Raw genomic sequence first — 20,604 nt, 5'->3', positions numbered from 1 at the left:
CCTATCTTGCTATTCAAGGTATTGAGATAAGGACTTTGACGCTATCATCCACTGCGGCTTTTTCTATATACCCGATCGCGTTCACATTTTCGCGAATAGCTTTTTTTATGTCTTCACTACTTTTTAATTCTCTTGGAGGTTTTCCCTTACCAGTGAACACAATACGTGCCCAAATTGCTTGTACTTGTGGAGGTTCTTTTTCTAAGACTTTTTTATAGAACTCTAAGCGGATTGGCGATCCGTTTGCTTGTTCTAAAGGTGTAAATTGGACAGAACCGCCTAAGAAATATTGCGCGACTTGTGATGGGGTCATGCTCTTAATGTCATTGAGCGGATTCACCACAATGACTAGTTCAGACCATGCAGGGAGACTGATGCTTGATAGTGCAGCGGCCATTGTCAAAGAACGTATCAACTGTTTCATAAAATTCCTGTCCATAAGAAATGTCAGAATAAAAACCGAAGACTATCAACTGGTTTTCAGTGTAGGACAAAAAAATTATTTAGGTGAAATTTGTTGCCAGCGGCTGACACAATTCTTACGAATTATTTTTTTAATGCGAAATACAAAATAAAAAAGGAAACTGTTTTGAGCAGCTTCCTTTTTATTTTTTTGTGACTTCGTTTTAATCTAGATCACGGTAAGATCTGGTTTAGTTAGCACTTATTTTTGCAAATGCTTATTCATCCAATTTAGTACCGTGTGATGCCACAACAATGAGTTTGCAGGTTTTAAGATATGATGATTTTCATCTGGGAAGGTTAGTAACTGACTGTCTATTCCGCGGCGTTGTAAGGCTGTGAATGCGGCGAATGATTGTGCGCTAGGAACACGGAAATCGAGTTCACCTTGTGTCACTAACATTGGCGTTTTCCATTTCAATACATGCGCGGACGGATTATGTTTTTCATGTTTCGCCGGCACATCATAATACGTGCCACCATTTTCCCATTCAGTGAACCATAATTCTTCCGTGGTGTAATACATAGAACGACTGTCAAAAATACCCGCGTGATTGACGATGCACTTAAAGCCGTCACTCCAATTGCCAGCAATCCAGTTCATCATGAATCCACCGTAGGATGCGCCCAAGGCACAGGCCTTACTGCTATCCAACCAAGCAAACTTCTTTGCAGCGGCCGCCATGCCAAGTTTTAAATCGACCAAAGGTTTGCCACCCCAATCTTGGCTGATGGAATCCGTAAATTGTTGACCGTAGCCGAGCGAACCATGGAAATCAATAAACACGACCGCGTAGCCTGCACCTGCATAAGTTTGTGGATTCCAACGATAGCTCCAGTTGTTCGCAAAACTACTTTGCGGACCGCCATGAACGATGAATGCGATTGGATATTTTTGTCCCGCTTTTGCATTCCACGGTTTCATCACATAGCCATAGACTTTTTCGCCTTTGGCACCGGCGTAACTAAACTGCTCGTATTCGCCAAAGCGCACATCTGCTAATGCTTGCTTGTTGACCTCGGTGATTTGTGTCCAAGCGTTTTGTGGCAATGCAGATTTGTAGAGTTGTGCGCCTGAAGCCAGATCCGTCTTAGCGATGACTGCTGTATTCGCGCGTACGTCATAACCAGCGACCGAGCCTTGGTCTGAGAGTGCCTTGACTTTGCCATTAGTCGCATCAATTGAAAACAAGCGCAATTGACCAATGTCAAAAGCACTGGTGTACAAGGTTTTGCCATCTTCGGACCAAGTTAAATTGCTGGCAGAGCGATCCCAGCTTTCTGCCAAGGCGCGCTTCTTGCCAGTTCTGAGATCCATTAACATAATCTGGAAGCGGTCCGCTTCGAAGCCGGGACGCTTCATCGCCAAATATGCCAGGGTATTGCCGTCTGGTGAAAACGCTGGCTTTGCATCCCATGCTGGATTGTCAGCAGTCAAATTTTGTGGTGCAGTGCCGCCAGTTGCGGACACTTTGAATAAATCAAAGTTCGTTGACCAAGGCTCGGTCTTTCCGGCGATACGTGCTGAAAACACGAGATGCTTACCATCTGGCGTAAATGCATAATCTTCTTGATCGCCGTCCGGTTTGGAGTGGACATCGGCTTCTAAAGTGCCAGACAAATTCACTGGTGCTTTGCTGGCAATATGTTGATTGTTGAGCTCAGCTGAGAACAATACATTACGGCGACCATCAGCCCAGGTGTCCCAGTGACGAATAAAAAGTTTGTCATGAATTTTACCGCTGGCCTGATTTTTTGCTTTGGCCTCTAAACGGTCTTTTGTGCAGATTAAGTCTGGACAATCGCGAAAAACTTCAATCGCCATGGCGATTTGGTTTTCCGTAGGCGCGACTTTGAAACTTTCGATATCGAGCGGTAAATCAGTGACTTTTTGTGCCTCGCCGCCAGCGATAGCTAAACGCCATACTTGTCCACTACCAGAACGGCTGGATACGAAATAGATCGCATCGCCTTTGGCTGACCATTGTGGGCCGGAGTTATTACCTTCGTTGTTGTTCGCAACGTTGGTGAGTTTTTTCGGTGTTGGCTTTGGATCGGTCAAGCTTAGCAGCCAGAGATCCCAGCGACCACGGTTTTTCTCCAAATCCGTGGTGCGTTGTGCATACACGACGTGTTTGCCGTCAGGTGATACGACCGGACTCACAACGCGATCCATCTTCACTAAATCTTCGACGGTGAAACCACGACCATCGGCCAAAGCCTGCGAATTCATGCCGATACTTGCAAGGGCAACGACGGCTGCGTTTAAAACAAAATTTTTAATTTTCATTATTTCTCCAGTGGGTGTTCTTGCTCGTTCATCTCATGCGTTGTCACGAGACTGTGCATTTTAGCCGCAAGCTGTCAGATTGAAATTGATCTCATGTAAATAATCTTATTGATACATGAAAAAAATGTGAGATGAAGTTTTGCTGTTATATATGGAAAAGTCTGCGATTGAAACTCATCACACATTTCGCGTACTTCATCCTCGTTTAAACTATTTTGATCAGAAACCACCTAATTGCATGTCATTTTTGATATGCTGATGATATCGTTTTATTAAATTAACGATAAGAATATTAATACTTGATTTAGTGCAATGAAATAATCTTCAGGAATCTTTTTTGTTGCTTCGCTATCTCTTTCAAATGGGAACACTATGAAACTGAAACCAATCTGTCTCGCCTTTGCGTTAGCATTTAGTTCTGCCTCTGTCGTTATACCCGCTGTTGCGCAAGATGCGAAAGCACCTGCGGCAAAGGCTGCAAAAGCTGCTAAGGCAGCACCTGCTGCCGTTTACACTTCTGTTGAAGGTATTACCGAATACCGTTTAGCCAATGGCTTGCGGGTTTTGCTCGCTCCCGATGCATCTAAGCCTACCACGACGGTCAACGTCACCTACATGGTTGGTTCACGTCATGAAAGTTATGGTGAGACAGGGATGGCGCATTTGTTGGAGCATTTACTGTTTAAAGGTACGAAAACTAGCGGCAACTTAATGGATCAATTAAGTAAGCGCGGTATGCAATTTAATGGTACGACTTTCTATGATCGTACAAATTACTACGAAACTTTCCCCGCTAGCGAAGATAATTTGCAATGGGCTTTGAGCATGGAAGCAGATCGTATGATCAATTCCAAAATTGCGCGTAGCGATCTGGATACAGAATTCTCAGTAGTGCGAAATGAGATGGAAATTGGCGAAAACAATCCATTCCGCGTGTTATGGAAACAATTAGCCGCAGTAACTTTCGACTGGCACAACTATGGTAACAACACGATTGGCGCACGTGCCGACGTGGAAGGTGTGAAGATTGAAAATCTGCAAGGCTTTTATCGCAAGTTCTATCAACCAGATAATGCTGTCTTGATGGTAGCCGGTAAATTTGATACCGCAAAAACACTAGCATTGATTGAAAAGACCTTTGGCGGTATTGCAAAACCTGGTCGTCAATTAGAGAAAACCTGGACACGTGAACAAGCGCGTGATGGTGTACGTGAAGTGACTGTCCGTCGCGTGACGGATCAACAGATGGCAGCAGTGTTGTATCCAACAGCACCAGGTAGCCATGCTGACGCAGCAGCGTTGTCGGCTTTGGGTGATATTTTGGGATCTGCGCCAAACGGGCGCCTGCATAAACAATTGGTCGAATCCAAGCAAGCAGTCGGGGTTGGTAACATCGTGTTCCAATTGGCTGAGCCTGGATATTCTATGTATATGACGATGTTGAGCAAGGACCAAAGCGTCGATGCTGCGAAAAAAACTTTGATCGATACAGTGGAAGGTCTGGAAAAGAATCCAGTCACCGAAGCGGAATTAAAGCGTGCCAAAACGACTTTGCTCAACGATTTAGAAAAGACGATTAACGATCCGCAACGCTTGTGTGTGAGTATGTCTGAGTCTATCGCGATGGGCGATTGGCGTTTATTCTTCATTCAGCGCGATCGTATTGATGCCTTAACTTTGGCGGATGTCAATCGTGTTGCGAAGAATTACTTCAAACAAGATAACCGTAGTTTTGGTCAGTTCATTCCAGTCGCAACACCAGATCGCGCCGAAGTTCCTGATACGCCTGATGTCGCTAAATTAGTCGATGGCTATAAAGGCCGCGCGAAAGTCGCTGCTGGTGAAACTTTTGATGCAACACCAGCAAATATTGACAAGCGTACTGAAAAATTCAATTTGGCAAATGGTGCGAAAGTTGCGTTGTTGAGTAAAAAGACACGCGGTGAAACTGTGAGTGGTCGCTTGAATTTGCATTTGGGTGATGAAACTTCACTCTTTGGCAAAGTCGTTGCCTCAGATATCGCTGCTGATATGTTGATGCGTGGTTCTAGCAAGTTTACACGTGCGGAATTGGATACCAAATTAGGTGAGTTGAAGGCTAAGTTATCTATTTCTGGTGCTGGTCAAAATGTAGCGGTCAGTTTTGAAACTGTGCGCGCCAATTTGCCCGCATTGTTAGACATTATGCGCGACGTATTGCGCGCGCCAACATTCCCACAAACCGAATTTGAATTGCTGGTGAAAGAGAACTTGTCTGCACTCGAAAGCTCACGTAGCGAGCCACAAACGGCAGCGTCTGAAGCGATGAAAGTCAAGAAAAACGCACCGTATAAAAAAGGTGATATTCGTTATGCAGCCTCGATTGATGACGGCATCGCTGAATATAGTGCGATTAAATTGGATGCTGCGAAAGACTTCTACAAGAACTTCTATGGCGCAAGTGCTGCAGAATTTACTTTAGTTGGTGACTTTGATGCGCCAGCAGTGAAAGCCAAATTGGCGAACATCATTGGTGATTGGAATAGTCCAGCAAAATTCACACGTGCCCCAAGTTTGCCAGTGGCAGCTGCGACGGCTTCTGTTAAATTGGAAACACCAGATAAAGCGAACGCTTTTTATTTGGCAGATTTGCCGTTTGCATTAAATGATCAGGCGCCAGAATATCCTGCTTTATTGGTTGCTGACAATGTCTTGGGCGGTGGTATCAAGTCTCGCTTGTTCGGTCGTATTCGTCAGAAAGAGGGTATTAGCTATGGCGTAGGTAGTGGTGTTTCTGTACCTGCTTTAGATAAAACAGCAAGTTTGGCTTTGTATGCGATGTTCGCACCGCAAAACTTAGAGCGTTTGCAAAACGCGATCAAAGAAGAGTTGAGCTTGTTTGTAAAAGACGGCATCACAGCAACAGAATTGGCCGACGCAAAACAAGCTCTGGCACAGACTTATGCTTTGCGTCGTGCGCAAGATCCTGCATTAGCTGGTGCATTGCGTAGTCAATTATTCTTAGGCCGCAGTATGGCCTTTGATGCAGAATTGGATGCGAAAATCGCCGCATTGACCTTAGATCAAGTCAATACAGCGATTCGTCAATTTATCAAACCAGAAAGCATCGCACATTACTATGCAGGTGATTTTGTTGGTGCAGCAAAGAAAGCGGCAGCTAAGTAAGTTGTGGTTAGATGAGGCTTAAAACTTGCCATTAGTAGGTTGCAAGGAGGTGGCAAGTCTTTTTCTCAATGCCGTGTTGAAACTGAAGAGCGAAGTGGATTGATGAGATTTCGTTTCTGATAAAAAAGGCGCAGTGTGATTTTCACACTGCGCCTTTTTCTTTTAACATTGATCTAAATCGTTTCTCAATCTATTGTAAAGAGTCTCAACTACACAATTAACCAACGTCCACTTCGGTAACTAACCCTGACGCGATCACCGATACGGAATTGGCCAGGATTACTCATCAATACTGCATGGGTCTGACCATTACTCATTCTGATGGTGATTTCTGTACGCGTACGCTGCTCACTTGTACCGCGATCCAGCTCATTGCCAATCACACCGCCAATAATTGCACCACCGACAGTGGCAACTGCGCGCCCGCCATCATTGTCGTGACCTCTGCTACGGTAACGACTATAGCCACGTCCGCGATAAGACGAATGATCGTTGCCTCGTCCAATTTGGTTGCCGATAATTCCGCCCAAAATCGCGCCAACGACGGCACCTCCGCCGCTGCTTTCACGCACTTCGCTGATATTCCGAATATCCACAATTTGCGCTACTTCGGTTGGGCTTTCTTGATAACTTGATGAGTATTGTTCACCATGTTGACTTGAATATCTGGTTGTATATTGTTCTTGATATTGTCGAGGGTATTCAGTGTTATATGCTGAATTGTAATCACGCACCGGCTCGGAACGATAGCGATGCACTACGCATCCAGTCAGTTGTGTCAGTGTCAGAACAACAGCAATAAGGGCAATTTTTTGCATGATACTTCCATAAAATTGAGTCATTAAGAGATCTGTCTGGAATCAATTCATTACACAACATTTGCGTATTAAAACAAGCCAACAAATCGACGAGATAGCGCCATAACGCGCTCGCTTTGCGCTTAGTTGACCCTTATTGGTGCCTTATCCTTAGGCGAATTTGCGTGGTACTGTGTTTTGCTACTCTGAGGGCATTTAAATGATCCCTTGGCTCTTCAGCATGGCAATTTTTTCATCGTCAAATTGTAGCAGTTCACGTAAGCACTGTTCTGTATGTTGACTGAGTATAGGAGGCGCTTGCTCGTATCGAACAGGCGTTTTGGATAATTTCATGGGATTGGCAACCAAGGCAAGCTTTCCAGCTGTTGGATGCGGCATTTGTATTTGCATTCCGCGAGCCTGTACTTGCGGATCTTGAAAAACTTCAGCTAGGTCATTAATCGGACCGCAAGGTACGCCAGCTGCTTCTAATGCGGTTATCCATTCCTTTTTTGATCGACGTTTGACCATATCTTTCAATAATGGAACCAAAACATCACGATGTTGTACTCGCAATGGGTTGCTGATAAAACGAGGATCGTCCGCTAGTGTAGGTTCGCCACCAATTTCCACAAATTTGCGATACTGGGTATCGTTTCCCGCGGCGACAATGATATGGCTGTCTGAAGTTGCAAAACTTTGGTAGGGCACAATATTTGGATGTGCATTACCCCAGCGTTTCGGTGTACTACCACTAGTCAGATAATTGGATCCCATATTGGCTAACATGGCAACCTGAACATCCAGTAATGCCATGTCGATGAATTGACCTTCACCAGTTTTATCTCTGTGTGTGAGTGCAGCTAAGATGGCAATCGTTGCATACATTCCTGTCATTAAATCGGTAATGGCGACGCCTGCTTTTTGCGGGCCGCCTCCCGCAAGATCATCACGTTCGCCAGTGAGTGACATTAAGCCGCCCATCCCTTGAATGATGAAATCGTAGCCTGCACGATGGGCGTAGGGGCCGTCCTGCCCGAAGCCTGTAATTGCGCAGTACACCAGATCAGGCTTCATTTGCTTCAGTGATTCATAGTCCAGATTGTATTTTTTAAGTTGGCCAACTTTATAGTTTTCTATGACTACGTCAGATTGCATCGCTAACTTGCGAATAATTTCTTGCCCTTGTGGCTTGGAAAGATCCACAGTAATAGCCCGTTTTCCACGATTTGCACACAGATAGTAAGCCGCTTCGCTTGTATCTTTGCCTTCGCTATCACGTAAGTAAGGCGGCCCCCAACTGCGCGTATCGTCGCCATTTAGCGGGCGTTCGACTTTGATGACATCTGCCCCTAAATCTGCCAGATTTTGGGAGCACCAAGGGCCAGCCAAAACACGTGTCAGATCCAATACACGAATGTGCCCAAGCGCTGTCTTATGTGGTGTAGAGTTTTGCATATATTCTGTTTTCTTTTTAACCAATATTTTAAAGAGGTGCCTGATGTGGTCATATCCTAAAATTGTTGCTCATCGTGGTGGTGGTAGCCTTGCACCGGAGAATACACTGGCCGCAATGCAATGTGGCTTAGATTATGGTTTCCATGCTGTGGAGTTTGATGTGATGCTATCAAAAGATGGTGTTCCTGTGCTAATGCACGATCCTGATTTTGGTAGAACAGTCGCTGGATCTGGTTCAGTGGCAACGACTTTAGCAAATGAGTTATTTCAAATGGATGCAGGCTCCTGGTTTGATCCTCGCTTCGCGCAAGTACGTATCCCTAGTTACGAAGCCATATTCTTATTTTGTCAGGCTAATCAAATATGGATGAATGTAGAGATTAAGCCTGCGCCAGGATTTGAAAAGGAAACTGGCAGCGTGGTCGCTAGCTTGACACAAAAACTATTGCTGGCAGGCGGTGCTGCAGCAAAGCCACCTTTGTTTTCATCCTTTTCATTCGACGCTTTGATGTCGGCAAAACTGGCTGCACCTGAAATCGCTCGTGGCTATCTATTAGATGATTATGAACCTGACTGGTTGGATTCTTTACGTAAATTAGAAGCTGTTGCTTTACATACGAATCAAAAAAAATTAACTCTGGCATGGGCAAAAGAGATTAAAACAGCCGGATATGGCTTGTTTTGTTATACGGTGAATAGCCCTGAGCGAGGGCGAGAAATCATGTCTTGGGGTGTTGATGGTTTTTGCACCGACCGTATAGACTTGATTGGAGCTGATTTTGTTGAATGCATTTAAGGGCATTTTACAGAACTTACAAATGCTTACTTTCCTTACAAAAAATGGGTCATCATTTTCTAACAAGTCGCGTTATAGTTTTCATCAGCAAAGCGCTGACACCCGTAACTAGTGATGATAACGCTCCTCGGTACTTAATTTTTTGATGAAAAAGGAATGAACATGAAAATGACAAACAGCATAGTATTGTTGCTTGCAACAGCACTGACTATCCCTGCATTTGCGCAAACTACGGCTACACCTCATATTGGAAAACGTCAGGTCGCACAACAAAAACGCATTGCAGATGGGGTGCGGTCTGGGGAGTTAACGGTAAGAGAAACTGCGCACTTAGAAATGCGCGAAGCGAAGATTCAAGCCGACAAGAAAGCCGCCAAAGCGGATGGCGTGGTGACCGATGCCGAACGCGCGAAACTGCAAGCAGAGCAAAACCGTGCAAGCAGAAAAATTTATAATAAAAAACACAACCTAAGAAGCGCCCAATAATCGTTTAACAATCGCTTCAGATTTTTATAAAACTTGAAGCGGTTTGTTGTGATTAATCTTTGCCGGCTAATTTTGAAATGCTTGTAGGCCGTCTTTGTGAAAATAGTCGAAACCCGCTGGAGTGTGCGCACTAGGCGGGTTTTTTGTTGTCGTGATAAAAATGCCTGCGTCTTCACGTATAATCAAAGGTTAAATTCACTTTTTGCATGGCCTTTGCCTCTATATAAACTATGAACTCGTCAGAAATTCGCGAAAAATTCCTCAAATTCTTTGAATCTAAAGGACATAGCATCGTCCGTTCTTCTAGCCTAATTCCGGGTAATGATCCAACTTTGTTGTTTACTAACTCAGGTATGGTGCAGTTTAAAGACGTGTTTTTGGGCCAAGATAAGCGTAGCTATACGCGCGCAACGACTGCACAACGCAGTGTGCGCGCAGGTGGTAAGCATAATGATTTGGAAAATGTAGGCTATACAGCGCGTCACCACACTTTCTTCGAAATGTTGGGTAATTTTTCGTTTGGTGACTATTTCAAGCGCGATGCGATTAACTACGCTTGGGAATTGCTGACGGTCACTTACGGTTTGCCAAAAGAAAAGTTGACTGTCACTGTTTATCAAGAAGATGACGAAGCCTACAACATCTGGAAAGATGAAATCGGCGTCCCGGCAGAGCGCATTATCCGTATCGGTGACAACAAAGGCGCACGTTACGCCTCGGATAATTTCTGGCAGATGGCAGATACCGGCCCTTGCGGCCCTTGTAGCGAAATTTTCTATGATCACGGCGCTGAAATTTTTGGTGGCCCTCCAGGTTCGCCTGACGAAAATGGCGACCGCTTTATTGAAGTATGGAACTTGGTCTTCATGCAATTCAATAAAGACGAACAAGGTGTTTTGCATCCATTGCCAAAACCTTGCGTCGATACCGGCATGGGCTTAGAGCGTATTGCGGCTGTTTTGCAACACGTACATTCCAACTATGAAATCGATACTTTCCAGGCTTTGATTAAAGCCGCTGCACGCGAAACTGGCTGTGCGGATTTGAATAACAATTCCCTCAAAGTTATCGCCGACCATATCCGTTGCGCAGGCTTCCTGATTGTCGATGGCATTATTCCGGGCAATGAAGGCCGCGGATACGTATTGCGCCGCATCACACGTCGCGCTTTGCGTCATGGTCATAAACTCGGTCAGACTAAACCATTCTTCTTTAAGCTGGTAGCTGATCTAGTGAAGGAAATGGGTGTCGCTTATCCAGAGTTGGCCGAAGCCGGTGAGCGCGTTGCACAAGTTTTGAAGCAAGAAGAAGAGCGTTTCGGTGAAACACTGGAACACGGTATGAAGATTCTGGAAGCAGCGCTTGCTAAAGATAGTAAAAATCTGGATGGCAATACTGCCTTTACTTTGTACGACACGTATGGTTTTCCATTAGATTTAACGGCCGATATTTGCCGCGAACGTAGCGTAGTATTGGACGAAGCTGGTTTTGATGCAGCGATGGCGAATCAAAAGCAAATGGCACGCGCCGCTGGTAAGTTCAAAATGAATACCGCGATTGAGTATAGCGGCGAGAAATCGAAGTTCGTCGGTTACGAGCAGTTAAGCTATGACAGTAAAGTGATCGCCTTATATGTAGATGGCGCAGCAGTGCAAAAAATTGAAGCGGGTCAGCCAGCGATTGTAGTGTTGGATGTGACACCGTTCTATGCTGAATCTGGTGGTCAATGTGGCGATGCGGGTGTTTTGCAAGCGGCGAATGGTGTGTCTTTTGATGTTGCAGATACACAGAAAATTCAAGCGGATGTGTTCGGTCATCATGGTGTGTTGACCGCTGGTAGTTTGGCTGTTGGTGATGCCGTCAGCGCCCAAGTCGACAAAGTTTTGCGTAGCCATACGATACGCAACCACTCCGCAACCCATTTGATGCACAAAGCTTTGCGCGAAGTTCTCGGCGCGCACGTTGCACAAAAAGGTTCTTTGGTCGATGCGGAAAAAACGCGTTTCGATTTTAGTCACAATGCACCGATGACTGCAGAAGAAATTCGTCAAGTCGAAGTAATCGTTAATCGTGAAATTTTGTCTAACGTTGCGACGCAGGCGCAATTGATGTCGTTCGATGATGCGGTCAAACATGGTGCGATGGCGCTGTTTGGTGAAAAATATGGTGATGAAGTGCGTGTCTTAGACATTGGCACTTCCCGCGAGTTGTGCGGTGGTGTCCATGTCCATCGTACTGGCGATATCGGTTTGTTTAAAATCGTCGGCGAGGGCGGTATTGCGGCTGGTATTCGTCGCGTTGAAGCTGTGACTGGCGAAGGTGCATTCAGTCTGGTACAAGAGATGGATGCCCGTATCAGCCAAGTTGCAGCAACGATGAAAGTGCAGCCAGAAGATATCGCTGCGCGCTTAAATCAATGGCAAGATCAAATGAAGTCATTGGAAAAAGAAGTGACTGCATTGAAATCCAAATTAGCCTCTAATCAAGCCGATGCGATGTTGTCGCAAGCAACGGATATCAATGGTGTGAAAGTCTTGGTAGCGACATTGGATGGTGCTGATGCCAATGCTTTGCGTGACTCCGTTACACGTCTCAAAGATCAATTGAAGACAGCGGTCGTTGTTTTGGCCTCTGTGATTGATGGCAAAGTGAGTCTGACAGCGGGTGTGAGCGCAGATTGCACAGCCAAAGTTAAAGCAGGTGATTTGGTGAATTTTGTAGCGCAACAAGTCGGTGGTAAAGGTGGTGGTCGTCCAGACATGGCGCAAGCAGGTGGGACGAATCCAGAAGGCCTGCCAGCAGCTTTGGCGGCGGTGCCTGCATGGTTGGCCGCGAAACTGTAAGCCGAATCCTTGCTTACTGCGTTATAGGATGGTCAGGCAATAATCAGGGAATACTTGAAGAAAGCGGGAACGTCAGTGTTCAAGTAATCCCTTGCATTAATCATTATTCTTATTACAGTTAATGTAGGTTGGAAGCAAAAGTAAAACATGTTTTGCTTGTTGCGTTGCACAATTCTCCAAAATTTCCGGTAGAATTGCTCGCATTAAGTTTTAGCAGTGCAAAGTTTTCTCAAAAGCTATTATTACTCTTGTAACAGGTAAAATCATGCAATTCAATAAAGAACTGGATGCTCGTGGATTAAGTTGCCCGCTTCCTATCTTAAAAGCAAAAAAAGCTTTAGCCGAAATGATTACGGGCGAAGTCTTGCGCGTGATTGCTACCGATCCCGGTTCGGTACGTGATTTCAAAGCTTTTTCTAAACAAACTGGCAATGAGTTGTTGTCGCATATCGAAGTTAGCAATGAATTTGAATATTTCTTGAAACGCAAATAACTCAAGCGATTTGAACAGAATGTCTGCTTAACATGGCGCTTGCTTAGTGTTTGAAATAAGCTCAGAACGACAATGTCTTAAAAAACCACAAATATTTTTGTGGTTTTTTTTTATCAAATCGCAAGGATTTCATAGAGGAATTCATCAGTTTTCATAAAAAAGAACGAACGTTCTAAAAATGCAGACGCGTTTCCTGTTAACATCTATAATCATCTACTTTACGTTTACGTCAATTAGCGAGGATTATTTCCCCTTGGCGTAGACTGGCAACAGAATTTTTTGATTTTTATTCGTTTTATATTCGTTTTCTACCTTATTTATTTTTATCTTAGAACCGCACAGTAAAGGCAAAACTATGAAAGTCTTAGTACCAGTTAAGCGCGTGGTTGACTATAACGTTAAAGTCCGCGTCAAATCCGATGGTTCTGGCGTTGATGTTGCTAACGTCAAGATGTCTATGAACCCATTCGATGAAATCGCAGTGGAAGAAGCGACCCGCTTAAAAGAAGCTGGTGTGGTGACGGAAGTGATCGCGGTTTCTTGCGGCGTGTTGCAATGCCAGGAAACACTGCGTACGGCAATGGCAATCGGTGCTGATCGCGGTATTTTGGTTGAAACTGACGAAGAGTTACAACCATTGGCTGTTGCGAAGCTTTTGAAAGCTTTGGCTGACAAAGAACAACCACAATTGATCATCTTGGGTAAGCAAGCGATTGATGATGATTGCAATCAAACAGGTCAAATGTTGGCTGCCTTGTTGGGCTGGCCACAAGCGACATTCGCTTCTAAGGTTGTGGTCGCGGATGGCAAAGCAATGGTCACACGTGAAGTAGACGGCGGCTTGGAAACTTTGAGCCTGACTTTGCCAGCGATTATCACGACTGACTTGCGTTTGAATGAGCCACGTTACGTGACTTTGCCAAACATCATGAAGGCGAAGAAGAAAACTTTGGATAACGTCAAGCCAGCCGATTTGGGCGTTGATGTGACTTCTCGCATCAAGACTTTAAAAGTCGCAGAACCAGCAAAACGCTCTGCCGGTATTATCGTTCCTGACGTTGCGACTCTGGTCAGTAAGTTGAAAAACGAAGCCAAAGTGATTGGTTAATTTTTCGTTTTCGATCTTTTTCGAAATTCATTTCAATCAAATTTTTAAGCAAATTCATCTTTGAATTTGCGGAAACAAGTGGAAAACATCATGACTACACTCGTCATCGCTGAACACGATAATACTTCCTTGAAAGGAAGTACATTGAACACTGTTACTGCCGCTGCAAAATGCGGTGGTGACGTACACGTATTGGTTGCTGGTCACAATGCTGGCGCTGTTGCGCAAGCTGCTGCACAAATCGCTGGCGTTAGCAAAGTCTTGCATATAGATGCAGCTTACTTCGCCGAAGGTTTGGCGGAAAACGTCGCGGAACAAGTAATGACGATCGCTTCTGGCTACACCCACATCTTGGCACCAGCAACTGCCTACGGTAAAAACATTTTGCCACGCGTTGCAGCTAAACTCGACGTCGCGCAAATCTCAGAAATCACCAAAGTGGAATCTGCTGATACATTCGAACGTCCTATATACGCTGGTAACGCAATCGCTACTGTGCAATCGACTGACGCCATCAAAGTGATCACCGTTCGTACAACGGGCTTCGATGCAGCTGCAATGGGTGGTTCGGCAGCGGTTGAATCAGTTGCTGCAGTGGCTGATAGCGGCAAGTCTGCATTCGTTTCTCGCGAAGTTGCGAAGTCAGATCGTCCAGAATTGACAGCGGCGAAAGTCATCGTTTCTGGTGGCCGTGGTATGGGTTCTGCAGAAGCATTCAAAGTATTGGAACCATTGGCAGATAAACTCGGTGCAGCGATGGGTGCTTCTCGCGCGGCGGTTGACGCAGGCTACGTGCCAAATGACTGGCAAGTCGGTCAAACAGGTAAGATCGTTGCCCCAACTTTGTACATTGCGGTTGGTATCTCTGGCGCGATTCAACATTTGGCTGGTATGAAAGATTCTAAAACCATCGTAGCGATCAACAAAGATCCAGAAGCACCGATTTTCTCTGTAGCGGATTACGGTATCGTTGGTGATTTGTTTGAGATCGTGCCACAGTTGGTGGCAGAGTTAGGCTAAGCGCTAGCTACAATTAGATGTTGTGATTTTCGACTAACGAGAATCATCGATCGTAGAGGGCGTAGAGAAATCATCAGAATTCTCTGCGCCCTTTGGTTATCTGAGCAAAACAATGAATTGAGATATTGGGAGACTGTATGAGTTATGTAGCGCCAATGAAAGACATGCTGTTCGTGATGAACGAATTGGCTGGCCTGACTGAAGTAAATGGATTGCCTGGCTGCGAAGATGCTACGCCTGAAACCGTCGAAGCGGTACTCGAAGAAAATGCACGTTTTACGAGTGAAGTGATTGCGCCTTTGAACTGGGCGGGCGATCAAGAACCAAGCTATTGGAAAGATGGCCAGGTCTTCACCACAAAAGGCTTTAAAGAAGCCTTTAAAATGTTCGCCGAAGCAGGCTGGCAAGGCGTGCAGCATCCAACAGAATTTGGTGGTCAAGGCTTGCCAAAATTGGTGGCAACTCCTTGTATCGAAATGCTGCATTCAGCGAATTTATCTTTTGCATTGTGCCCATTGTTGAGCGATGGTGCGATTGAAGCCTTGTTGACCGCTGGTAGTGACGCTGATAAAGCAACTTATCTCGAAAACCTGATCTCCGGCAAATGGACCGGCACCATGAATCTGACTGAGCCACAAGCGGGCTCTGATTTGGCAATGGTACGTACACGTGCTGTGCCACAAGATGATGGCACTTACAAAGTATTTGGTACTAAGATTTTCATCACCTATGGTGAGCACGATATGGCGGAAAATATCGTGCACTTAGTATTGGCGCGTACGCCAAATGCACCAGAAGGCGTGAAGGGGATTTCCCTGTTTATCGTACCAAAATTCCTGGTCAATGCAGATGGCAGCCTAGGCGCGCGTAACGATGCACATTGCGTATCGATTGAGCATAAGCTAGGTATCAAAGCGAGCCCAACTTGTGTCTTGCAATTTGGCGATAACGGCGGTGCAATCGGTACTTTGGTTGGGGAAGAAAATCGCGGCTTGGAATACATGTTCATCATGATGAACGCAGCGCGTTTTGGCGTTGGTATACAAGGTGTGGCAGTGGCGGAACGCGCTTATCAAAAAGCCGTGCAATACGCAAAAGATCGCGTGCAGTCACGTGATCTGGCAGGTTCAGCCGGCCCGGTGAGCATCATTCATCATCCTGACGTGCGTCGTATGTTGATGTCTATGCGTGCACAGATCGAAGGCTCACGTGCCTTGGCGTATGTGGCCGCTGCGATGAGCGATAAAGCGCATCATCACGCAGATGCTGAAGTGCGTAAGCAAAATCAGGCGGCGTATGAATTCTTGGTGCCTATCGTTAAAGGTTGGTCAACTGAGTTGTCTTTAGATGTGACTTCAACTGGCGTGCAAGTGCATGGTGGTATGGGCTTTATTGAAGAAACTGGCGCTGCCCAGCATTATCGCGATGCGCAGATTTTGACGATCTATGAAGGTACAACGGCGATTCAAGCAAATGATTTGGTCGGTCGTAAGACTTCACGTGATGGCGGCGCAGTGGCGAAACAATTCATCGCACAAGTGCGTGCGGTTGAAGTCGAATTGAACGCGACTGGTGATGCAAATTTGAAAGCCATTGCAGCACAATTAGCAATTGGCGCGAAAGCAATGGAAGACGTGGTTGAATTCGTGGTGGCGAACTTCAAATCCGATATCAAAGCAGTGTTCTCGGGCAGCGTGCCTTACTTGAAATTGGCAGGTGTCGTATTGGGCGGCTGGCAAATGGCGCGTGCGGCTTTGATCGCGCAGGCAAAATTGCAAGCCGGTGAAGGTGATGCCAGTTTCAATCAAGCGAAAGTCGCGACAGCACGCTTTTTCGCTGATCACGTATTAAGTACAGCGCAAGGTTTGCGCACTTCTATTGTGGATGGTAGTGCGGGTGTGTTGGCTTTGACTGAAGAGCAGTTTTAAGACTTTGTTATAGGCTTTGTAGTAAAAATGGCGCGAAGTTTTTGACTTCGCGCCATTTTTATTTTAATGCCCGAATTTACTTAACCGTATGCGCCGCCTGTGTACAGCAAATCAAATCCGCGAGCCATTACGAATAATAGGGAGATGGCGCCAAGGCCAACACTAAAAATCAGTAAAACTGCTAATGGCCATGAAGAAGCGCTTTGTTTTCCTGATTGCGTATTAAATTGCGCATCCCAGTGCTCATCCGATTTTAACCCCAGTAGCAAGCACATTAGCAGGCTGATTAAAAATGACAGCATCCATGGCGCATAGGTTACAAAGAAGTTTAAATTGAAATAGAGTTTGGATAGCAAAAAGGAGAGAGGCAGACTGATGAAGTGTAACCATGCAAAGTTGTCACGTTTACCATATAGATAAAATCGGTGTCCACCAAGACTACCAAAAAGCAGGCAAATTAAAACGGTGATGGTTTTATTCTTATGTGAGTTTGTTGTCATAATTAAATTCTTAATGCTTTTTAGGAAAAGTGCGATTTTATCGGATTTGCTGTCATGTGTTGTTACTCATTCTTGTTGGCGCAGGAAATGCTCCTGCACTCAAAATTCTTTGATTGAAGCTATAAATAGCGAACAAAAATCAGGTAGAATGCTTAGTTTTACAAAGCCACCATTGAATAGTTCTTGCGAAGTTACTGCTTTGCAGGCTATAATTTGCGGCTTTTTCCGTCCTTTGACAATTTTTTGGAAATATTATGGTCGTTATTCGTTTAGCTCGTGGTGGTGCAAAAAAGCGCCCTTTCTACAATATCGTTGCAGCTGATTCACGCAATCGTCGTGATGGTCGTTTCATCGAGCGTATCGGTTTTTACAATCCAGTAGCAACTGGCAATGCTGAAGAAGTTCGCGTTGCTGCAGATCGTTTGGCTTACTGGCAAGGCGTAGGTGCACAATTGTCACCAGCTGTTGCTCGTTTGGTTGCTCAAGTAGCAAAAAAAGCAGCTTAATTGTCTGCTCAAACTGATGTAGGGCAGGCAGTGCAAGTATCTGCAAATCAATCTGCTCCTGATGATTTAGTCATTGTTGGCTATGTCTCAGGGGCATTTGGTCTTCAAGGGTGGGTAAAAATCCGCCCTTATTCGAGCACTGCCGATGCTTTGTTAGATGCGCCGCTGTTCTGGTTGGAAAGCGCAGCGCAAGCGGGTGTTGCTCCGACTCTGCGTCAAGTTAAACGCCTGAGCTCTAAGATTCATGGCGAAGATGTGGTTGCGAGATTGGATGAAGTGCCAGATCGTACAGCTGCAGAAGCCTTAAAAGGCACTGTGGTGAAAGTATCGCGTCAAGCATTTCCGGCGCTAGAACAAGACGAGTTTTATTGGGTCGATCTGATCGGCTTAACGGTACAGAATTTACAAGGTGAAGACCTTGGCGTTGTCCGCGCTATGATGGACAACGGTGCGCAGTCAATTTTGCGGGTCGCGGCCAGCGATGTACCAGAAGCAGAATTGATGAAGCATGAGCGCCTAATTCCTTTTGTTGATCATTTCGTTAAAGAAGTAGATCGTGAAGCGAAGAAGATCGTTGTGGACTGGGGCAGTGATTATTAAGTCCCGGTTTGTAAAGAGTTGCAGTTGTTTGCATTGTGGAGCGTGATGAATGCAATTTGATGTCATTACGCTGTTCCCGGAAATGTTTGCTGCGATTACCGAATCCGGTGTGACGCGACGGGCGTTTGAGCAAAGAAAATGTGCATTGCAGTTTTGGAATCCACGTGATTTTACGACAGACAAGCATAGAACTGTAGACGACCGGTCGTACGGTGGTGGTCCTGGCATGGTGATGATGGCCAAGCCTTTGCAGATGGCACTGCATGCAGCAAAAGCGCGGCAACAAGAACTTGGATTTGCAAAGCCTAAAGTGCTTTATTTATCGCCACAAGGCAAGCCTATGAATCACACTCGTGTGATGGAGTGGGCGGCGCAAGATGGTTTAGTTTTGTTGTGTGGTCGTTATGAAGCTGTCGATCAACGATTATTAGATCGTGAAGTCGATGAAGAAATCAGCCTCGGCGATTTCGTTTTGTCTGGCGGTGAATTACCAGCAATGGCTTTGATGGATGCAGTGATACGTCAGTTGCCTGGCGTATTGCACGATGAAGCGTCGGCAGTCGAAGATAGTTTTGTCAATGGTTTGCTGGATTGTCCGCATTACACCAGACCAGAAATTTTTGAAGATCAATGCGTACCGACGATTTTAATGGGTGGTAATCACGCAGAGATCGCAAAGTGGCGACGTCAACAATCCTTACTGGTGAGTTGGCAGAAGCGCCCAGAATTAATTGAGCAAGCGCGTAAGGCTGGCTTGTTAAGTAAGGCCGATGAGCAGTTTTTGAAATCGCTCAATCCAATTTGATTGAACTGGCCTTTATAAAGAATTCGTAACTTTTTGTACGAATAAATCATGCAAAATTTTTTGCATGTGTTTAGAGTGAACTGAAGAAGTAATGTGTTCACATGTTTAACCCCATCCTCTACTGAGCAAGCTTGTGTAAACAAACTTAGGCGTCAGCAAGATGGTATCTGGAGTGATAAAAATGGATTTGATCCAAACATTAGAGCAAGAAGAAATTGCTCGCTTAGCTAAAAATATCCCTGCGTTCGCGCCTGGTGATACAGTCGTAGTTAACGTTAATGTCGTTGAAGGCACACGTAAGCGTGCTCAGGCGTACGAAGGCGTTGTTATTTCCCGTCGTAACCGTGGTTTGAATTCGAACTTCATCGTTCGTAAAATTTCTTCCGGCGAAGGCGTTGAACGTACATTCCAATTGTACTCACCATTGATCGCTTCTATCGAAGTGAAACGTCGTGGTGATGTACGTCGCGCTAAGTTGTACTACTTGCGTGAACGTTCAGGTAAATCTGCTCGTATTAAAGAGAAATTACCAAACCGCAAAGCAGCAGCTGTTTAATCATAGCCATGCTTGTTTTGTGAGTCTTAAAGAAGGGGTGCCAGTGGCATCCCTTTTTTGTTTTTACCTATCTTAATGTTGTGATTATCGTGACCTCCAGCTTTGATCCACAGTTGTTACCGATTCATTCATGCGCAGATGAGCCAGTGCTGCCGTCCGCCAGAATCTCTTTGGATTTCTTGCGACATCGCTTCCAGCAAGATATTCTTTGGTCGCCTGAAAATACCGAGGAATCCAGTTTATTTAAAGGCGATATATTCAGACCCGCTTCGGTCTTAATGCCTATCATCGTGCGTGAGCATGGATTGCAAGTCTTGTTGACGCAAAGGGCTGCGCATTTGCATCATCATGCCGGTCAAATCAGTTTCCCGGGAGGTCGGGTGGATGATACAGATACTTCCGCCGAGCATACAGCCCTGCGTGAGGCGCAAGAGGAGATAGGCTTGGTTGAAACTCAGGTCGAAGTGCTAGGGCGCTTACCACAGTACTATACAGGTACCGGGTTTTCGGTCACGCCAGTGGTGGGGTTGGTACATCCTCCCTTTGAATTTAGTTCAGATCCATTTGAAGTCGCATCAATTTTTGAAGTGCCTTTGAACTTTTTGATGGACCCACGTCATCATCAGCGTCGCCAGATTGATTTTCCTGATGGACGTGGTTCCCGCAGCTTTTACGCGATGCCTTATCAAGATTATTTTATCTGGGGTGCTACTGCGGGTATGTTGCGTAATTTATTCCATTTTTTACGTGCTGATCTGCCAGAATGAGATGGTGATCTACTTCATAAACAG

The 20,604-nt window shown here is 45.4% G+C and carries 18 protein-coding genes; 13 read left to right on the top strand and 5 right to left on the bottom strand.

The window, feature by feature from the left end:
- Positions 1 to 13 precede the first annotated feature (13 nt).
- Entirely contained in the window at positions 14 to 424 is a 411-nt protein-coding gene (locus H8K33_RS07265) for a type 2 periplasmic-binding domain-containing protein (protein WP_186890307.1), read from the bottom strand.
- 240 nt (positions 425 to 664) lie between these two features.
- Positions 665 to 2,752, bottom strand: coding sequence for a S9 family peptidase (locus H8K33_RS07260; protein ID WP_186890306.1), 2,088 nt, complete (start codon positions 2,750 to 2,752; stop codon positions 665 to 667).
- A 372-nt stretch (positions 2,753 to 3,124) separates the two neighbouring features.
- On the opposite strand from H8K33_RS07260, the gene H8K33_RS07255 reads away from it, so the two are divergent.
- On the top strand, positions 3,125 to 5,917 hold the full coding sequence (locus tag H8K33_RS07255; RefSeq protein WP_186890305.1) for a M16 family metallopeptidase: 2,793 nt from the start codon (positions 3,125 to 3,127) through the stop codon (positions 5,915 to 5,917).
- 209 nt (positions 5,918 to 6,126) lie between these two features.
- Here H8K33_RS07255 and H8K33_RS07250 read toward each other — a convergent pair whose 3' ends face one another.
- Together H8K33_RS07250 and H8K33_RS07245 are read right to left on the bottom strand one after the other, a co-directional pair.
- The gene (locus H8K33_RS07250) at positions 6,127 to 6,735 is read right to left on the bottom strand and encodes an outer membrane lipoprotein (protein WP_186890304.1); all 609 of its coding nucleotides are present in this window, start codon (positions 6,733 to 6,735) and stop codon (positions 6,127 to 6,129) included.
- Between the two features lie 195 nt (positions 6,736 to 6,930).
- Complete coding sequence (locus H8K33_RS07245) at positions 6,931 to 8,172, bottom strand: CaiB/BaiF CoA transferase family protein (RefSeq protein ID WP_186890303.1); 1,242 nt, start codon at positions 8,170 to 8,172, stop codon at positions 6,931 to 6,933.
- Positions 8,173 to 8,215: 43 nt separating this feature from the next.
- Here H8K33_RS07245 and ugpQ point away from each other — a divergent pair, with 43 nt between their 5' ends.
- From ugpQ to H8K33_RS07210, 7 genes are all read left to right on the top strand, one after another.
- Positions 8,216 to 8,968 (top strand): glycerophosphodiester phosphodiesterase, encoded by a 753-nt coding sequence (ugpQ, locus tag H8K33_RS07240; RefSeq protein ID WP_186890302.1) that lies wholly within the window; start codon positions 8,216 to 8,218, stop codon positions 8,966 to 8,968.
- Between the two features lie 162 nt (positions 8,969 to 9,130).
- Entirely contained in the window at positions 9,131 to 9,454 is a 324-nt protein-coding gene (locus H8K33_RS07235; RefSeq protein ID WP_222613323.1) for a hypothetical protein, read from the top strand.
- A 230-nt stretch (positions 9,455 to 9,684) separates the two neighbouring features.
- On the top strand, positions 9,685 to 12,297 hold the full coding sequence (gene alaS, locus H8K33_RS07230) for an alanine--tRNA ligase (RefSeq protein WP_186890301.1): 2,613 nt from the start codon (positions 9,685 to 9,687) through the stop codon (positions 12,295 to 12,297).
- Between the two features lie 265 nt (positions 12,298 to 12,562).
- The gene (locus H8K33_RS07225; RefSeq protein WP_186890300.1) at positions 12,563 to 12,790 is read left to right on the top strand and encodes a sulfurtransferase TusA family protein; all 228 of its coding nucleotides are present in this window, start codon (positions 12,563 to 12,565) and stop codon (positions 12,788 to 12,790) included.
- A gap of 355 nt (positions 12,791 to 13,145) precedes the next feature.
- The gene (locus H8K33_RS07220) at positions 13,146 to 13,898 is read left to right on the top strand and encodes an electron transfer flavoprotein subunit beta/FixA family protein (RefSeq protein WP_186890299.1); all 753 of its coding nucleotides are present in this window, start codon (positions 13,146 to 13,148) and stop codon (positions 13,896 to 13,898) included.
- A gap of 90 nt (positions 13,899 to 13,988) precedes the next feature.
- Positions 13,989 to 14,918, top strand: coding sequence for an electron transfer flavoprotein subunit alpha/FixB family protein (locus tag H8K33_RS07215; RefSeq protein WP_186890298.1), 930 nt, complete (start codon positions 13,989 to 13,991; stop codon positions 14,916 to 14,918).
- Between the two features lie 137 nt (positions 14,919 to 15,055).
- Positions 15,056 to 16,846 (top strand): acyl-CoA dehydrogenase, encoded by a 1,791-nt coding sequence (locus H8K33_RS07210; RefSeq protein WP_186890297.1) that lies wholly within the window; start codon positions 15,056 to 15,058, stop codon positions 16,844 to 16,846.
- 80 nt (positions 16,847 to 16,926) lie between these two features.
- Here the strand turns inward: H8K33_RS07210 and H8K33_RS07205 are convergent, their stop codons facing one another.
- Positions 16,927 to 17,346 (bottom strand): NINE protein, encoded by a 420-nt coding sequence (locus H8K33_RS07205; protein ID WP_186890296.1) that lies wholly within the window; start codon positions 17,344 to 17,346, stop codon positions 16,927 to 16,929.
- Positions 17,347 to 17,600: 254 nt separating this feature from the next.
- On the opposite strand from H8K33_RS07205, the gene rpsP reads away from it, so the two are divergent.
- The 5 genes from rpsP (at position 17,601) to H8K33_RS07180 (ending at position 20,580) form a co-directional block, all read left to right on the top strand.
- The gene (rpsP, locus tag H8K33_RS07200; RefSeq protein WP_186890295.1) at positions 17,601 to 17,852 is read left to right on the top strand and encodes a 30S ribosomal protein S16; all 252 of its coding nucleotides are present in this window, start codon (positions 17,601 to 17,603) and stop codon (positions 17,850 to 17,852) included.
- The gene (gene rimM, locus H8K33_RS07195; RefSeq protein WP_222613322.1) at positions 17,853 to 18,452 is read left to right on the top strand and encodes a ribosome maturation factor RimM; all 600 of its coding nucleotides are present in this window, start codon (positions 17,853 to 17,855) and stop codon (positions 18,450 to 18,452) included.
- Between the two features lie 49 nt (positions 18,453 to 18,501).
- Entirely contained in the window at positions 18,502 to 19,257 is a 756-nt protein-coding gene (gene trmD, locus H8K33_RS07190; RefSeq protein WP_186890294.1) for a tRNA (guanosine(37)-N1)-methyltransferase TrmD, read from the top strand.
- A gap of 181 nt (positions 19,258 to 19,438) precedes the next feature.
- Positions 19,439 to 19,813: a 50S ribosomal protein L19 gene (rplS, locus tag H8K33_RS07185; RefSeq protein ID WP_186890293.1), complete on the top strand. Its 375-nt coding sequence runs from the start codon at positions 19,439 to 19,441 to the stop codon at positions 19,811 to 19,813.
- 86 nt (positions 19,814 to 19,899) lie between these two features.
- Positions 19,900 to 20,580, top strand: coding sequence for a CoA pyrophosphatase (locus H8K33_RS07180; RefSeq protein WP_186890500.1), 681 nt, complete (start codon positions 19,900 to 19,902; stop codon positions 20,578 to 20,580).
- Positions 20,581 to 20,604: the final 24 nt, after the last annotated feature.

It is taken from the genome of Affinundibacterium amnicola, assembly GCF_014284275.1.
Lineage (GTDB): Bacteria > Pseudomonadota > Gammaproteobacteria > Burkholderiales > Burkholderiaceae_D > Undibacterium > Undibacterium amnicola.
The sequence above is the reverse complement of the archived record's forward strand: the minus strand, read 5'-3'. Positions and strand labels throughout refer to the sequence as shown.

Excerpts from the sequence above, each read along its gene's own strand:
- H8K33_RS07265 (WP_186890307.1), bottom strand. The coding sequence starts at position 424 with ATGAAACAGTTGATACGTTCTTTGACAATGGCCGCTGCACTATCAAGC.
- H8K33_RS07260 (WP_186890306.1), bottom strand. The coding sequence starts at position 2,752 with ATGAAAATTAAAAATTTTGTTTTAAACGCAGCCGTCGTTGCCCTTGCA.
- H8K33_RS07255 (WP_186890305.1), top strand. The coding sequence starts at position 3,125 with ATGAAACTGAAACCAATCTGTCTCGCCTTTGCGTTAGCATTTAGTTCT.
- H8K33_RS07250 (WP_186890304.1), bottom strand. The coding sequence starts at position 6,735 with ATGCAAAAAATTGCCCTTATTGCTGTTGTTCTGACACTGACACAACTG.
- H8K33_RS07245 (WP_186890303.1), bottom strand. The coding sequence starts at position 8,172 with ATGCAAAACTCTACACCACATAAGACAGCGCTTGGGCACATTCGTGTA.
- ugpQ (WP_186890302.1), top strand. The coding sequence starts at position 8,216 with ATGTGGTCATATCCTAAAATTGTTGCTCATCGTGGTGGTGGTAGCCTT.
- H8K33_RS07235 (WP_222613323.1), top strand. The coding sequence starts at position 9,131 with ATGAAAATGACAAACAGCATAGTATTGTTGCTTGCAACAGCACTGACT.
- alaS (WP_186890301.1), top strand. The coding sequence starts at position 9,685 with ATGAACTCGTCAGAAATTCGCGAAAAATTCCTCAAATTCTTTGAATCT.
- H8K33_RS07225 (WP_186890300.1), top strand. The coding sequence starts at position 12,563 with ATGCAATTCAATAAAGAACTGGATGCTCGTGGATTAAGTTGCCCGCTT.
- H8K33_RS07220 (WP_186890299.1), top strand. The coding sequence starts at position 13,146 with ATGAAAGTCTTAGTACCAGTTAAGCGCGTGGTTGACTATAACGTTAAA.
- H8K33_RS07215 (WP_186890298.1), top strand. The coding sequence starts at position 13,989 with ATGACTACACTCGTCATCGCTGAACACGATAATACTTCCTTGAAAGGA.
- H8K33_RS07210 (WP_186890297.1), top strand. The coding sequence starts at position 15,056 with ATGAGTTATGTAGCGCCAATGAAAGACATGCTGTTCGTGATGAACGAA.
- H8K33_RS07205 (WP_186890296.1), bottom strand. The coding sequence starts at position 17,346 with ATGACAACAAACTCACATAAGAATAAAACCATCACCGTTTTAATTTGC.
- rpsP (WP_186890295.1), top strand. The coding sequence starts at position 17,601 with ATGGTCGTTATTCGTTTAGCTCGTGGTGGTGCAAAAAAGCGCCCTTTC.
- trmD (WP_186890294.1), top strand. The coding sequence starts at position 18,502 with ATGCAATTTGATGTCATTACGCTGTTCCCGGAAATGTTTGCTGCGATT.
- rplS (WP_186890293.1), top strand. The coding sequence starts at position 19,439 with ATGGATTTGATCCAAACATTAGAGCAAGAAGAAATTGCTCGCTTAGCT.